The organism is Actinomadura vinacea (assembly GCF_039532545.1).
Lineage (GTDB): Bacteria > Actinomycetota > Actinomycetes > Streptosporangiales > Streptosporangiaceae > Spirillospora > Spirillospora vinacea.
The window spans coordinates 57,794-71,153 of record NZ_BAAARW010000027.1 but is presented as its reverse complement, the minus strand read 5'-3'; the positions used below and the strand labels follow the sequence as shown (position 1 = coordinate 71,153).

Annotated in this window: 15 protein-coding genes and 1 pseudogene; 9 read left to right on the top strand and 7 right to left on the bottom strand. The window is 70.3% G+C overall.

What is annotated here, in order from left to right; translation table 11 throughout:
• Positions 1-15: 15 nt before the first annotated feature.
• Genes ABD340_RS35225 through ABD340_RS35215 form a run of 3 tightly spaced genes read right to left on the bottom strand, consistent with a single transcriptional unit; the run spans position 16 to position 3,705 of the window.
• The gene (locus tag ABD340_RS35225; RefSeq protein ID WP_344594972.1) at positions 16-498 is read right to left on the bottom strand and encodes a (2Fe-2S)-binding protein; all 483 of its coding nucleotides are present in this window, start codon (positions 496-498) and stop codon (positions 16-18) included.
• The gene (locus ABD340_RS35220) at positions 491-1,366 is read right to left on the bottom strand and encodes an FAD binding domain-containing protein (protein ID WP_344594970.1); all 876 of its coding nucleotides are present in this window, start codon (positions 1,364-1,366) and stop codon (positions 491-493) included. Before ABD340_RS35220 ends, ABD340_RS35225 begins: the two co-directional genes overlap by 8 nt.
• Positions 1,363-3,705: a xanthine dehydrogenase family protein molybdopterin-binding subunit gene (locus ABD340_RS35215; RefSeq protein ID WP_344594969.1), complete on the bottom strand. Its 2,343-nt coding sequence runs from the start codon at positions 3,703-3,705 to the stop codon at positions 1,363-1,365. The genes ABD340_RS35220 and ABD340_RS35215 overlap by 4 nt, the downstream gene beginning before the upstream one ends.
• A 144-nt stretch (positions 3,706-3,849) precedes the next feature.
• On the opposite strand from ABD340_RS35215, the gene ABD340_RS35210 reads away from it, so the two are divergent.
• The 4 genes from ABD340_RS35210 to ABD340_RS35195 all read left to right on the top strand — a co-directional run bounded on the left by ABD340_RS35210 (position 3,850) and on the right by ABD340_RS35195 (position 7,008).
• On the top strand, positions 3,850-4,455 hold the full coding sequence (locus ABD340_RS35210; protein ID WP_344594968.1) for a TetR/AcrR family transcriptional regulator: 606 nt from the start codon (positions 3,850-3,852) through the stop codon (positions 4,453-4,455).
• A gap of 224 nt (positions 4,456-4,679) precedes the next feature.
• Entirely contained in the window at positions 4,680-5,516 is an 837-nt protein-coding gene (locus tag ABD340_RS35205; RefSeq protein WP_344594966.1) for a mycofactocin-coupled SDR family oxidoreductase, read from the top strand.
• 40 nt (positions 5,517-5,556) lie between these two features.
• On the top strand, positions 5,557-6,747 hold the full coding sequence (locus ABD340_RS35200) for a cytochrome P450 (protein ID WP_344594965.1): 1,191 nt from the start codon (positions 5,557-5,559) through the stop codon (positions 6,745-6,747).
• Between the two features lie 12 nt (positions 6,748-6,759).
• On the top strand, positions 6,760-7,008 hold the full coding sequence (locus ABD340_RS35195; RefSeq protein WP_344594963.1) for a ferredoxin: 249 nt from the start codon (positions 6,760-6,762) through the stop codon (positions 7,006-7,008).
• A 93-nt stretch (positions 7,009-7,101) separates the two neighbouring features.
• Here the strand turns inward: ABD340_RS35195 and ABD340_RS35190 are convergent, their stop codons facing one another.
• Positions 7,102-7,770 (bottom strand): RNA-guided endonuclease InsQ/TnpB family protein, encoded by a 669-nt coding sequence (locus ABD340_RS35190; protein WP_344594961.1) that lies wholly within the window; start codon positions 7,768-7,770, stop codon positions 7,102-7,104.
• A gap of 58 nt (positions 7,771-7,828) precedes the next feature.
• Here ABD340_RS35190 and ABD340_RS48185 point away from each other — a divergent pair.
• Positions 7,829-7,951: pseudogene (locus ABD340_RS48185) on the top strand (hypothetical protein); the annotation flags it as partial.
• A gap of 31 nt (positions 7,952-7,982) precedes the next feature.
• On the opposite strand, the gene ABD340_RS35180 reads toward ABD340_RS48185, so the two are convergent.
• The gene (locus ABD340_RS35180; RefSeq protein WP_344595068.1) at positions 7,983-8,162 is read right to left on the bottom strand and encodes a hypothetical protein; all 180 of its coding nucleotides are present in this window, start codon (positions 8,160-8,162) and stop codon (positions 7,983-7,985) included.
• Between the two features lie 31 nt (positions 8,163-8,193).
• Here ABD340_RS35180 and ABD340_RS35175 point away from each other — a divergent pair, with 31 nt between their 5' ends.
• The gene (locus ABD340_RS35175) at positions 8,194-9,117 is read left to right on the top strand and encodes a phosphotransferase family protein (protein WP_344594959.1); all 924 of its coding nucleotides are present in this window, start codon (positions 8,194-8,196) and stop codon (positions 9,115-9,117) included.
• Positions 9,118-9,255: 138 nt separating this feature from the next.
• A complete protein-coding gene (locus ABD340_RS35170; RefSeq protein WP_344594958.1) occupies positions 9,256-9,942 on the top strand; it encodes a TetR/AcrR family transcriptional regulator in 687 nt (228 codons plus the stop codon).
• On the opposite strand, the gene ABD340_RS35165 is transcribed toward ABD340_RS35170, so the two are convergent.
• Together ABD340_RS35165 and ABD340_RS35160 are read right to left on the bottom strand one after the other, a co-directional pair.
• A complete protein-coding gene (locus ABD340_RS35165) occupies positions 9,877-10,551 on the bottom strand; it encodes a TetR/AcrR family transcriptional regulator (protein WP_344594956.1) in 675 nt (224 codons plus the stop codon). The two genes, ABD340_RS35170 and ABD340_RS35165, sit on opposite strands and share 66 nt — an antisense overlap.
• 69 nt (positions 10,552-10,620) lie before the next feature.
• Entirely contained in the window at positions 10,621-11,385 is a 765-nt protein-coding gene (locus ABD340_RS35160) for a carboxymuconolactone decarboxylase family protein (protein WP_344594955.1), read from the bottom strand.
• A 357-nt stretch (positions 11,386-11,742) separates the two neighbouring features.
• On the opposite strand from ABD340_RS35160, the gene ABD340_RS35155 reads away from it, so the two are divergent.
• Both ABD340_RS35155 and ABD340_RS35150 read left to right on the top strand, forming a co-directional pair.
• Complete coding sequence (locus ABD340_RS35155) at positions 11,743-12,528, top strand: SDR family oxidoreductase (RefSeq protein ID WP_344594954.1); 786 nt, start codon at positions 11,743-11,745, stop codon at positions 12,526-12,528.
• Positions 12,525-13,298 carry an SDR family oxidoreductase gene (locus tag ABD340_RS35150; protein WP_344594952.1) on the top strand — a complete coding sequence of 258 codons (774 nt, stop codon included), beginning with the start codon at positions 12,525-12,527 and terminating at the stop codon, positions 13,296-13,298. Before ABD340_RS35155 ends, ABD340_RS35150 begins: the two co-directional genes overlap by 4 nt.
• The last annotated feature ends 62 nt before the right edge of the window (positions 13,299-13,360 follow it).

The following is a 13,360-nucleotide window of genomic DNA, read 5'->3' as shown; positions in this document are numbered from 1 at the left end:
TTGCTGTCAGTGGTTTCAGCGCCGGGGGGCGGACTCGTCCGCCGCCGCCCGGACGGCCTTGAGGATTCCCTGGTAACCGGTGCAGCGGCACAGGTTGCCCGACAGGCCCTCCCGGATCTGGTCGTCGGTGGGATCGGGGTTCTCCCGCAGGAGCGCCGTGGCCGAGACGATGAAGCCCGGGGTGCAGAATCCGCACTGCAGTCCATGGTGTTCCCGGAAGGCCTTCTGCACGGGGGACAGCTCGCCGTCGGGTGAGGCGATGCCCTCGACGGTCGTGACGTCCGTGCCGTCGGCCTGGACGGCGAACACCAGGCAGGCGCGGACGGCCTCGCCGTCCACCAGGACCGTGCACGCGCCGCAGACTCCGTGCTCGCAGCCCAGGTGCGTCCCCGTCAGCTGGCAGTTCCCCCGAAGGAAGTCGGCGAGGGTGAGCCGGGGCTGTACGCTCGCGCGCCGCACCCTGCCGTTGACCTTCATCTCGATGTCGATCTCAGCCATCGCTCGCCTCCCGGAGGGCCTTCTGCCAGGCACGTGCCACCATCGCCGCCCCCACGCGCCTGCGGTAGTCGGCGGACCCGTGCAGGTCGGACGGGACCGACCGGAGCTCCGCCATGGCGGTCCGGCCGACGTCGTCGGGCGGGACCTCGGCGGCCGCGGAGCCGGTCACCGCCGACTCCGCGGCCGAGGCGCGCAGCGCCGTCGGGCCGAGGCCGAACAGGCCGATGCCGCAGTGCCGGATCCGGGCGCCGGCGTCCAGCCCGATCGCGACGGCGGCGCCGGCGATCGCGAAGTCGCCGTGCCGGCGGGCGTACTCCTCGACCGCGAATCCGCTGCGCGGGCCGCGGGCCGGGAAGGTGATCCCCGTCAGCAGCTCGTCGTCGGCCAGGTCGGTGCTCCACAGGCCGGTGAAGAAGCGGGCGGCGGGAATGGTCCGGTGCCCCCGGGGCGAGAACGCCTCGAGCCGCGCGTCCAGGGCCAGGGCCACCGCGGGGTATTCGGCGGCGGCGTCGGCGTGCGCGATCGAACCCCCGACGGTGCCGCGGTTGCGGATCTGGAAGTGGCCGATCAGAGGGGTGGCGCGGGCCAGCAGCGGAACGGCCTCGGCGACCTCCGCGGACCGCTGGATCGCGGCCTGCGTCGTACCGGCTCCGATCCACAGCGACCCGTCGCGCCGCTCGACGCCCCGCAGTCCCGCCACCCGGCGCAGGTCGACGAGGTGGTCGAAGGCCGCCAGCCGCAGGGCGAGCATGGGGACCAGGCTCTGCCCTCCGGCGATCGCCTTGGCGTCCTCGCCCAGTTCGGCGAGCAGGCCGACCGCCTCCTCGATCGTCGAGGGCGCGTGATAGTCGAACGGTGCCGGTTTCATTTCGCGGCCGTCCCCTCGCTCACCAGGTCCGCGATGGACGCCGGGGACAGCGGCAGCCTGGTGATCTTGACGCCGAGCGGCGCGAGCGCGTCGGCCACCGCGTTCACCACGGCGGGCGGCGCGCCGATCGCGCCGCCCTCGCCGACGCCCTTGTAGCCGCCTTGCCCGGGCCCCGGCGTCTCGACGTGGCCGTACTCGATGACGGGCACCTCGGTGGTGGTCGGCAGGAGGTAGTCCATGAAGGTGGTGGTGAGCGGATTGCCGTCGCCGTCGTAGCCGAAGTGCTCGTAGAGCGCGCCGCCGATCCCCTGCACGGTGCCGCCGGCGATCTGCCCCTCCACCACGTCCGGGTTGATCATCGGGCCGCAGTCCTCGCTGACGATGTAGCGCAGCAGCTTCACCTCGCCCGTCACGACGTCCACTTCGCACGTGCACACGTGCGTCGCGTTCGCCCAGATCATCGGGCTCCGCGCCCGGTAGCGGCCGCTGTGCTCCAGGCCCGGGGGCACGCCGGGCGGCAGCTTCTCGGGCTGGAAGTAGGCGATGGAGGCGATCTCGGGGAAGGTCAGCCCGATGTCGGGCGTGCCGCGTACGCGGGCCCGCCCGCCGGTCAGCTCGATGTCCCCGGCGGCCGCCTCCAGGTGGTGCGCGGCGATCGCCACCATGCGTTCCCGCAGGATCGACGCGGTCTCGGCGATGGCGCCCGCGGTCATCGAACCCGAGCGGCTGCCGCCGGTGCCGCCGCCGAACGGCGTGATCGCCGTGTCGCCCTGGATGGTGTTGACGTCGGCGATGTCCGCGCCGAGCGCGTCGGCGGTGAGCTGGACGACGGTGGTCTCCAGGCTGTTGCCGGTCGAGCCGCCCGCCACGTACACGTTGACCTTGCCCGAGGGCTCGATCCGGATCGTCGCGCCCTCGGTGGCGTGGAAGCCCATCCCGCTCGTGGTCGGCTCGACGTAGGTGCAGGTGCCCACCCCGATGTGGCGGCCCGCGGCGCGGGCCCGCTCCTGTTCCCGCCGGAACGCCTCGTAGTCCAGCATCTCGAGCGCCTGCTCGAAGGTCTCCAGCGGCGTGATGTCGCTGTAGGGCATGCCGTTGGGGTTCGTCACCGGCAGCTCGTCCCGCCGCAGCAGGTTCCGGCGGCGGAGCTCGACCGGGTCGATCCCCATCTCGCGCGCCGCGATGTCCAGGAGCACCTCGCGGGCCAGCGACTCGAACTGCCAAGGGCCGCGGTAGGCCGTGCGGCCGGTGGTGTTGGAGAAGACCGACTTGCAGGAGAACGTGGCCTGGGGGACCCGGTAAGGCCCGGGGAAGAGCAGACCGACGACGGCGGTCGTCTGCACCGGCCACGGCACCGGGTAGGCGCCCGCGTCCTGGACGTGGTCGATCGCTGCGGCCAGGATCCGGCCGTCGGCGTCGAAGGCGATCCGGGCGTCCGCGTGCTCGTGGCGGCCCTGCCCGGCCGAGGTGAGGTTCTCCTGCCGGTCCTCGATCCATTTCAGCGCGGCGGGGACCTTTCGCGCGGCCAGCATGACGCACATGTCCTCGCGCTGCGGCACGGCCTTCTGCCCGAAACCACCGCCGGTGTCGCGCATCACGACCCGGATCCGGTGCTCGGACAGGCCCAGCAGCCGGCCGCAGAACAGGCGCATCTCGTGCGGAACCTGGGTGGACGCCCAGATCGTCATCTCACCCTCGGGCGGCGACCACTCCGCGATCAGCCCGCGGGTCTCCATGGGCACGGCCGCGTAGGCCTGCTGGTGGATCGTCTCCCGCGCCACATGGGCCGCACGGTCGAAGGCCTCGGCCAGATCCGCCACCGGGCGTCCGCCGAGCTCGCCGACGAGGTTGCCGGGATGGCCGGCGTGCACGAGTTCCCCGGCGTCCTGGGCGGTGGCGTAGTCGACGACCGGCGGCAGCGGCTCGTAGTCGACGAGGACCAGCTCGGCCGCGTCCTCGGCGACGTAGCGGTCTTCGGCGACCACCAGCGCCACCGGGTCCCCCACGAACCGCACCTCACCCTCGGCCAGCGGGGGCCGCGGCGCGTCCGCGACATCACGGCCGATCAGCGAGTACCAGGGATCGCGCACCTCCGGGTTCAGGTCCTCGGCGGTGAAAACGGCATGGACGCCTTCGAGTTCCAGCGCCTCGGAGGCGTCGATGCCGGCGATGCGGGCCCGCGCCATCGGGCTGCGGACGAAATGCGCGTGCAGCATGCCCGGGCGGACGACGTCGTCGACGAACCCGCCGTGGCCGGTCAGCAGCCGCAGGTCCTCCACCCGTGGGACGCGGGCGCCGGCATAGCGGGCGGCGGCGGCGCCCGTTCGCGAGCCGCTCATCGGCCCACCGGCGCCGGGACGCCCTCGATCATCGAGAAGGGCATGATCCGTCTCACGCAGATCCTCCGTTCACCCGGGGCGCGTCCGGTGCTGAACGACTGTGTAGCATCGCCCCAAGTGAACCGTCAAGGAACAATGGCAGGCATGACCTCACCTCGCCGCAGGGGCACCGAGAGCTCGAAGACTCGCTTCCTCCTCCTGGACACCGCCGAACGGCTGATGCTCGACGAGGGCTATGCCGCCGTCGGGATCCGGCGGGTGGCGAGGGAGGCGGACGTCACGCCGGCGCTGGTCAACTACTACTTCCCGTCACTGGACGAGCTCTTCCTCGCCGTGCTCCGGCGGCGCGCCGAGCAGGAGTTCGCGCTGCAGTCCCGCGCCCTCGAATCCGACCAGCCGCTGCGGGCCCTGTGGAAGTACAGCAGCCATCCCGCCGGCGCGACGCTGATGATGGAGTTCACGGCCCTCTCCAACCACCGCAAGGTGATCCGCCAGGAGCTCGCCGATTACGCGGAGCGGTTTCGCAACGCTCAGATCGAGTCCCTCACCGGGTACCTGGAAGAGCGCGGGATCGACGCCGACGACCTGCACCCGCTCGCCATCCTGGTGGTGATCTCGGCCATCTCCCGGATCTTCGTCATGGAACGGGCCATGGGGCTCACCACCGGCCATGCCGAGACGCTCGACCTGATCGAGCGGTCCCTGCTCCAGATCGACGGCCCGCCCGCTCCGCCCGAGAAGGCGAAGTAAGCGAGCGCAAGTCGCGCCCGGACCATGGTTGACCCTGCCTGAAGCGCCGTGTTACACAGTTGTTCAGCATCACCGCGGTCCCCTGGCACGGGGATCCCGGCGGCCACCGCGCGTCGTGGAGACCGAACGTCTCCCCCTGCCGGCGGCGAGGGCGGCACGCCCCCGTCCGCATCGGTTCGGCAGCACCCCCCACGAGCTGATCAACTCAGGAAACGAGGTCTCCCATGCCTGGACGAGTCGAAGGCAAGGTCGCCTTCATCACCGGTGCGGCGCGCGGCCAGGGCCGCAGCCACGCGGTGCGGCTGGCCGAGGAGGGCGCCGACATCATCGCCGTGGACGTCTGCGCGCAACTCGACGGCGTGACCTTCCCGATGTCGACCCCCGAGGACCTGGACGAGACGGTCGCGCAGGTGAAGGCGCTGGGCCGCCGCATCGTCGCCGTGCGGGCGGACGTGCGCGACCACGACGCGCTCAAGGCGGCGGTGGACGACGGCGTGACCGAGCTCGGGCGCCTGGACATCGTCGTCGCCAACGCCGGTCTCGGCAGCGACGGCACCGTGCTCCACAAGATGACCGAGAAGACCTGGCGCGACATGATCGACGTCAACCTGACCGGCGTGTGGCTCACCACCAGGGTGTCGACCCCGCACATCCTCGCCGGCGGCCGCGGCGGGACGATCATCCTGACCAGCTCCGTCGGAGGGCTCAAGGGCCATGCCAACATCGGCCACTACATCGCCGCCAAGCACGGCGTGGTGGGCCTGATGCGGACCCTGGCGTGGGAGCTGGGCCCGCACAACATCCGGGTCAACACGCTGCACCCCAGCCAGGTGAACACGCCGATGGTGATGCACGAGGGCACCTACCGCATGTTCCGCCCCGACCTGGAGAACCCGACCATCGACGACTTCGCGGCGGTGTCGCAGGGCATGCACCTCCTGCCCACCCCGTGGGTGGAGCCGCTCGACATCAGCAACGCGGTCGTCTACCTGGCCTCGGACGAGGGCCGCTTCCTCACCGGCGTGACACTCCCGATCGACGCGGGAGCGCTCCTCAAGTAGGCCACCGACCGACGCCCGCCCTTCAACAGGAGGCGAGTTCATGAGCACCGTCGACGAGCTGTACTGGGACCCCTACGACCCCTCACTCGTCCTCAACCCCTACCCCATCTTCCAGCGGATGCGGGAGGAGGCACCGCTCTACCGCAACGACAAGCACGACTTCTACGCGCTCACGCGGTACGCCGACTGCCAGCGCGGCCTCGCGGACTGGCGCACCTACCCCTCCGTCCGCGGCGACATCCTCGAACTGGTCCAGTCGGGCATCGAGTGGCCCCCGGGCACCCTCATCATGGAGGACCCGCCCGTCCACGACATCCACCGCCGCCTGCTCGCACGCGTCTTCACCCCGCGCCGGATCGCCCTGCTCGAACCGCAGATCCGGGCCTACTGCGAGCGGACCCTGGAACCGGTGATCGGAAGCGACCGGTTCGACCTCATCGAGGCCGTCGGCGCCGAGATGCCGATGCGCGTCATCGGCATGCTGCTCGGCATTCCAGAGCCCGACCAGCCGGCCATCCGCGACAGGGTGGACGCCGTGCTGAGCACCGAGGGCCGCGAGAAGATGAACCCGAGAGAGGGCGAGATCCTCAACATCGAGGCGTACCGGGACTACCTCGAGTGGCGCAAGGAGCATCCCTCGGACGACCTCATGACGGAATTGATGAACGCCGAGTTCGAGGACGAGAACGGGGTCACCCGCACGCTCACCGACGACGAGGTCCTCACCTACTGCTCGGTGATCGCCGGTGCCGGGAACGAGACGACGGGACGCCTCATCGGGTGGTTCGGCGCGCTGATGGCCCGCTATCCCGCGCAGCGCCGCGAACTCGCGGCCGACCCCTCCCTCATCCCCAACGCCATCGAGGAGATCCTGCGCTTCGAGCCGACCAGCCCCTTCACGGCCCGCTATGTGGCCGTCGACGTGGAGGTGCACGGCGAGACCGTGCCGGCCGGCAGCGCCATGCTCTTCATCGCGGCCGCCGCGAACCGCGACCCCGAGCGCTTCACCGACCCCGACCGCTTCGACGTCCACCGAGTCTCCCAGCACATGACCTTCGGCGTCGGCGCGCACTACTGCCTGGGCGCGGCACTGGCCCGGCTGGAGGGCCGCGTCGCGGCGGAGGAGATCCTGAAGAACTTCCCGGACTGGGACGTGGACTGGGACGACGCCGAACTGGCACAGACCTCGACCGTCCGCGGCTGGAAGACGCTGCCGCTCGTCATCGGCTGAAAGGAGGCACCGATGACCGACCGCTGGACGGTCACGTTCGACCGGCACCTCTGTGTCGGGACGGGCCTGTGCGCCGCCACCGCTCCCGGCGAGCTGGACCTGGACGAGAGAGGAAAGGGACGCGCGACGGCCGAGCCGCTGCCGGCGTCCGAGGCGGTGCTGGACGCCGCCGAGTCGTGCCCGGTCGAGGCCATCACCATCACCGACACCGACACCGGACGACGAGTCTTCCCGCAGCAGCCGTCAACTACTCGGCCCTGAGGGCCGAGCTTGTTTGACTCGGTCCGGGAGGGCTCCGCTTATGCTCCCCTTTCACGACTGGCTGGCGCGCCGGGGTCACATCCACCCGCGTCCCTATGTGGGGGCCGGGTCGGGCATGTTGACAAATACCCACGCCGAGCGTGCGCGGTTGCGCACGTTGATCCCGGCGACGACGTCGGCGGGGCCGGCGAACCCGCACCGACGGCAACAGAAGGTGTCCCGGTCAGGCCGGTTGGCCCGCTCGAGGTGCCCGCACCACGGCACGGGACACCTCTGGGACGTGTAATGGGCGTCCACCTTGATCACCGGCACGCCCTTGAGGCGGGCCTTGTAGGCGATGAACTCGCCCAGCTGGTGGAACGGCCAATGGGAAAGTCGTGCTCGCTGGTCGCGGGGAACCGTGACCCGATCGCGGATCCCGCCCAGTTCTTCCAGGGCGATCCCACGCTCGGTGCGTGCGGCGACAGCAACGACCTTCTTGGCAATCTTGTGGTTCACATGGGCGGCGTGCCGGGCCTCCCGGCGCGCCCGCTTGCGCAGCAACTGCTTGGCCGAGCGGGACTTGCGGGCCTGGAGTTCGGCGCGTTTGCGGGCCTGCCACCGCCGATAGCGGCAAAGGCGGCGGCCCTGGTGGTTGTCCCCGTCGGAGGTGGTGGCCAGGTTCACCACGCCCCGGTCCACCCCGATCCAGTCGGCCGGTTCGATCTGTTCGGGCTCGGGGATCTCCAGGGTGCCGATCAGGAACCACATGCCGTCCCGCAACTGACCGCTGATTACTCTCCGTTAGCGTTACGGCACCCACAGATCCCAAAATCCATCCATGTCACCTCGATGGGCACCGAAACCCCGATGTACGCAGGGGCCGCAGCGTCGTCCCGGGCCAGGCGTCCACACCCTGCATGCGCACTTGGTCTTCACACCCAGGTACCGGCGGGAGGTGTTCACGGGGCAGATCCTGGACCGCTGCGAGCAGATCATGCGGGACGTGTGCGCCGGCACCCGCGCCCGGCCTCGATCCCAAGCAGGCGACCGCCTGAAAGGAAGGCAATGCCGAACCAGACCACCGTGCCAGTGCCCAGCACCGTGACGGAACTGATGTCGCCGGAATGGCTCAGTTCGGCGCTCGCGCCGCGCTTTCCGGGAATCCGGGTCACGGACGTCACCCCCGGGCCCGTGGTGAGCCGCGTGTCGACCAACGTCCGTTTCCACATCGAATGCGAGGGCGGCCTCCCCAGCGGGTTGTCGCCGGACCTGTGCGGCAAGGGCTACTTCTCCGACATCGGCACCTGGTACGCCCGTCAAACCGGAATCCCCGAAGTGTCCTTCTACCGTCACCTCGCGGGCACGAGCGGCGTGCGGACCCTGCGCAGCGTGTACGCCGACATCGACCCCGAGACGCAGCACGGCGTGGTCATCACCGAGGACGCCGTCACCCAGGGCGGCACGTTCCTCGACGCCACCAGCGACTACACGCCGGAACAGACGTCCCAGAGCCTCGCCGAGTTCGCCAAGCTGCACGCCGCGACCTGGGGCGACGCCACGGCCGCCGCGGCCGACTGGCTGGCGCCGCGGCTCGGCGCCCTTCTCGTGCACCGCGGCGTCAAGGAGCTCCGCGCCAACTTCGAGAGCGATATCGGCGCGGGGGTGCCGGACGAGGTCCGCGACGCCGAACGGCTGTATTCGGCGTATCGGGCGCTCACCGAGCAGACGCTCACCGCGTCGCCGTGGTCGGTGATCCACGGAGACGCCCACGTCGGCAACCTCTACCTCGACGGAGACCGGCGACCCTCGCTCGTCGACTGGCAGCTGGTACAGCGCGGACCCTGGTACCTCGACGTCGGCTACCACATCGTCTCCACTCTTACGGTGGAGGACAGGCGGCGAACCGAGAAGGACCTCCTCCGCCACTACCTCGACAGTCTTCGCGCCAACGGAATCGACCCCCCGTCCTGGGACGACGTCTGGCTGGGCTTCCGCCGGGGCATCCTCTACGGCTTCTACCTCTGGGGCGTCACTCAGAAGGTCGCCCCGGAGATAACCGGCACGCTCCTGCGCCGTCTCGGGATCGCGGTCACCGAGCACGAGTCCCTTGCATCGGTCTCTCTTTGAGGAGTCCACGCGCCCGACGCGACGAGCTCCTGGCCGAACTGCGACACTTGACAGCAGCGTGCCGAGCGGATCATCCCGGTCGTCGCGTCCTCCCCGAGACGAGAAGGCGCCATCGGATTGACGACGAATGAGCGGGCAGTGGAACGGTCCCCCTCCGTCCGGCGGTCGCGGACGCGCAGCGCCCGGCAGGTGCGGGAGATCGTGGAGGCGGCGCGCCGGCTGACTCGCGCCAAGGGGTCCTCCTTCACCATCCAGGAGCTGGCGAAGGAGGCCGGGATCGCGCTGCGGACCTTCTACCGGTACTTCGCCGACAAGGACCGGCTGCTGCTCGCCGTCCTCGAAGAAGAGATCATGGCCGAGGCCGCTCGCACCGACGCCGCCGCGCGCCGGCTGCCGGACCCCGTCGCGCGCCTGCGCTTCTTCATCACCAGCACGCTCGAATCGCTGCACCACCACCAGGACGGCGATGTCGGTCCGCGGTTCATCACCGCCGAGCACTGGCGCCTCCACCAGCTCTTTCCCGACGAGATGGCGCGGATCAACCAGCCCTTCGCGGATCTGATCGAACAGGAGTTGCACGAGGCGGCCGCGCTGGGCCTGCTCAAGCCGACCGATCCCGCCGCCGACTCATGGTTCGTGATGAAGCTGGTGATGTCGGTCTACCACCGCTACGCCTTCGCCACCACCCGCGAGAGCCTCGAGGACACCACCGAGCGCCTGTGGGCGTTCTGCCTGGCCGCCTTCAACGGCGCCCCGCGGTCACAGGAACGGCGACCAGGTCATCTGGAGCGGGGTGTCGTCGAGGACGGCGCGGGCGACCGGTGACACGGGAGCCTGGAGGAATCCCACCAGGCCGTCGAGGAGATCGGCGACGTGCACGGCGAAGGGCAGCACCGGGTTCCCGTTCACATTGGCGTGCTCTCGGTGCGACGCGGCGTCGATGCCGAAGACCACGGCCTGGCTGATGCGGTGCGCCCGCAGGGGCTCGGGAATGTGCGGGAGCAGCGCCGCGACCCGCTCGGAGAACTCGCGCGTCAATGCCAGGAACTCCTCGGGAACGCGTTCGAACACGTCCCGGCGGCCGTGATGCCGCAGCATGTTGACGAAGGCGAGGTAGTGGCTGCCCTCCTGCTCGCCCTGTTCCAGGATCGGGAGCACGTAGCACTTGACCCACGTCTGGAGGTCGTCCGGGCGGTACTGGGCGATGAGTATCCTGCGCCGCCCGTAGATGCCGGGCAACCGGTGCTCGAAGATCGCCTGGAGCAGGCGGTCCTTCGTCCCGAAGTGGTACTGGACGGCCGACTTGTTGCCGTTGCCCGCCTCGGCGCCGATCTGGCGGAGCGATACGCCCTCGATTCCGTGCTGGGCGAAGAGGCGCTCGGCGGCGGCGACGATCTGCGCCTTGGTCGAGGCCAGCGTTGACATGGCGGTCATGTAACCAAGTGGCGGCATGTAAGTCAAATGACTTGAACTTCAGTCACGTGACGCCCGCCCTCCTCGGTCTCAGCGGCTTCGCTCGGCCCATATCGCATCGGCGGTGCCACCCAGCGCCTCCCCCTTGGCGAAGCCGTAGTAGGCGGCGAACTGGAGCACGATCTCGTCCATCTCCTCCTTGGAGATGTCGCCGGAGTTCAGCGCGGCACCGACGTGCGACCGCAACGGCACGGGCGAGTCATCGATGGCGACGCACGCCACGGTGATGACGCGGCGCTCGCGGCGGGTGAGTCCGGGACGCTGCCAGACATGCCCGAAGACGAAGTTGAGGATGCCGGCATGGGTGTACGGCGTCTCGCCTTTCGGCGCCGGGACGAGATTGACGTCGACGAACTCCGCCGCTCCGCGCTTGAGCCGTTCCGCCCAGTCGTCGGGGCCCAGCGTGGCGTTGTCGAGCAACGGCAGCGCCTCGATCTCCTCGCCGCGCTCCTGCCGGATCCGGGCCCACTGCCGGCGGATCACGCCTTCGACGTGCGACGCCTTCGGCCAGCCGCAGTAGACGGCGAAGTGGAGCACGAACTCGAGCATCGCGCCCAAGTCCATGTCCCCGCTGTTGAGCGCCGCGTACACGTGCTCGTCGATCGGCTCGGGTGCGTCCGCCGCGCCGACGCAGGTCAGCGTCACCCAGCGGCGGTCGCGCCGGCTCAGCCCGGGGCGCGGCCACACCTCCCCGAAGACGAAGTCGCGGGTCGCCGCCTCGAACGGCGTGGCCGGTGGCGGCGCTTCACGGGTCATGACCTCGCGATAGGTCCGCTCGGCGGCTGTATCGCCCATGCGCATCTCCTCTGACGCCCCGACTTGCCTTCGAGTGGCAGAACTCTAAGTCGCGTGACTCTCGCGGACAAGGGGAGCATGGCCCGTGATTCGTCACGATCACCGCTCCCGAGAGCGCCAACCAAAGCAGCTATGCCGCACCCACCAGGGAAATGTCAGCGACACCACACCCCCCGAACCCGCCTCCCAGGACGGGCATCCCGATGATGCGGCCGCCATCAAACTAAGGCGATTGACTTCGCCGTGGCCGCATGTTTTGATGCCAGTCGTTGACCGTAATCCTCGTTCTCATCATCGGTAATCCAACTCTCGCGCGCCACTCACCTGTCCGTCACCCGCTGGAAAAGCGAGCGTCCCATGAGCATCGATCTGGACAACGCCGTCGCGGTCGTCACGGGCGCGGGCAGCGGCATCGGGCGCGCCGCCGCGCACGCCTTCGCCCGGCGCGGGGCGCGCGTCGTGGTCACCGACATCGACGGCGACCGCGCGGCCGCCGTCGCCGCCCCGCTCGCCGACCGCGGCACCGCCGCGACCTGCGACGTCACCAGCCTCGGCGACCTGGAGGCGGTGCGCGATCTGGCACTCGACCGGTTCGGCCGCGTCGACCTGGTGATGAACAACGTCGGCGTCCTCGCCGTCGGTCCGGTCGAGGCCATCCCCCTCGAGACCTGGCAGCGCGTCGTCGACATCAACCTGCTCGGCATCGTCCGCAGCAACCTGGTGTTCCTGCCGCTGCTGCTGGAGCAGGGGGCGGGACACGTGGTCAACACCGCCTCGACCGCGGGGCTGCTGCCCTACGGGTACGACCGGCTGCCCTACACCGCTACCAAGCACGCGGTCGTCGGACTGTCCGAAGCGCTCGCGCTGTACCTGCGGCCGCGCGGCATCGGCGTCTCCTGCCTGTGCCCGGCCGGCGTCGCCACCAACATCGTCGAGCAGATCACCTTCCACGGAGAGCCGGCACCGCCGCGCGGGCCGAGCTTCCCCGTCCTCGACGCCGAGACCGTCGGCGAGATCGTCGCCGACGGCGTCGCCGCGGACCGTTTCCTCATCCTCACCGCCCCGGAGGCCGCCGACGAACTCCGCGAACACGGAGCCGACGTCGACGCCTACCTGTCCCACCTCCTCAAGGAAGCGCCATGAGCACTCTCGATCGCCTCCGCCTCGACGGCAAGGTCGCCATCATCACGGGCGGCGCCGGAGCCATCGGCCAGGTCTACGGCCGCGCGCTGGCCGAGGCCGGCGCCGCGGTGGTGCTGGCCGACCTCGACGGCGACGGCGGCGAACGGGCCGCCGCGGCCTTGAGGGCCGACGGTTTCCAGGCCACCGGCGTACGCGTCGACATCACCGACCCCGAGTCGACGGCGGCGATGGCCGAAGCCGCGGTCGCCGCGCACGGCGGCATCGACATCCTGGTCAACAACGCCGCCCTCATGGCCGAGATCCCCCAGGGCGACCTCCTCGAACTCCCGCCCGACTGGTTCGACCGCGTGATGCGGGTGAACGTCATGGGCGCCATCCTGTGCACGAGAGCGGTCAAGGCGTCCATGGTCGAGCGCGGCGGCGGTCGGATCATCAACCAGGTGTCCGCCGCGGCCTTCATGGGCGGCGGCATCTACGGGATCAGCAAGCTCGCCCTGGTCAGCGCCACCGCCGGCCTCGCCCGCTCCCTCGGCCCGCTGGGCATCAGCGTCAACGCCATCGCCCCCGGCCTGGTCGAGAACGAACCGGGCATGCGGAGCCTGCCGGCCGACCACCCCGCGCGGGCCGCGCTGGCCGCGGGCATTCCGGGCAAGAAGCAGGCGCCCGCCGAAGACCTGCTGGGCGCGCTGCTCCTGCTGGCCTCCCCGGCCGGTGAGTGGATCAACGGCCAGACGATCAGCGTCGACGGCGGCTGGGTCATGCGGCTTTGAAGATCATGCGGCTTTGCCGGCCACCCGCCCGACGACGCCAGGCCCCTGAAGAAACAAGGCGG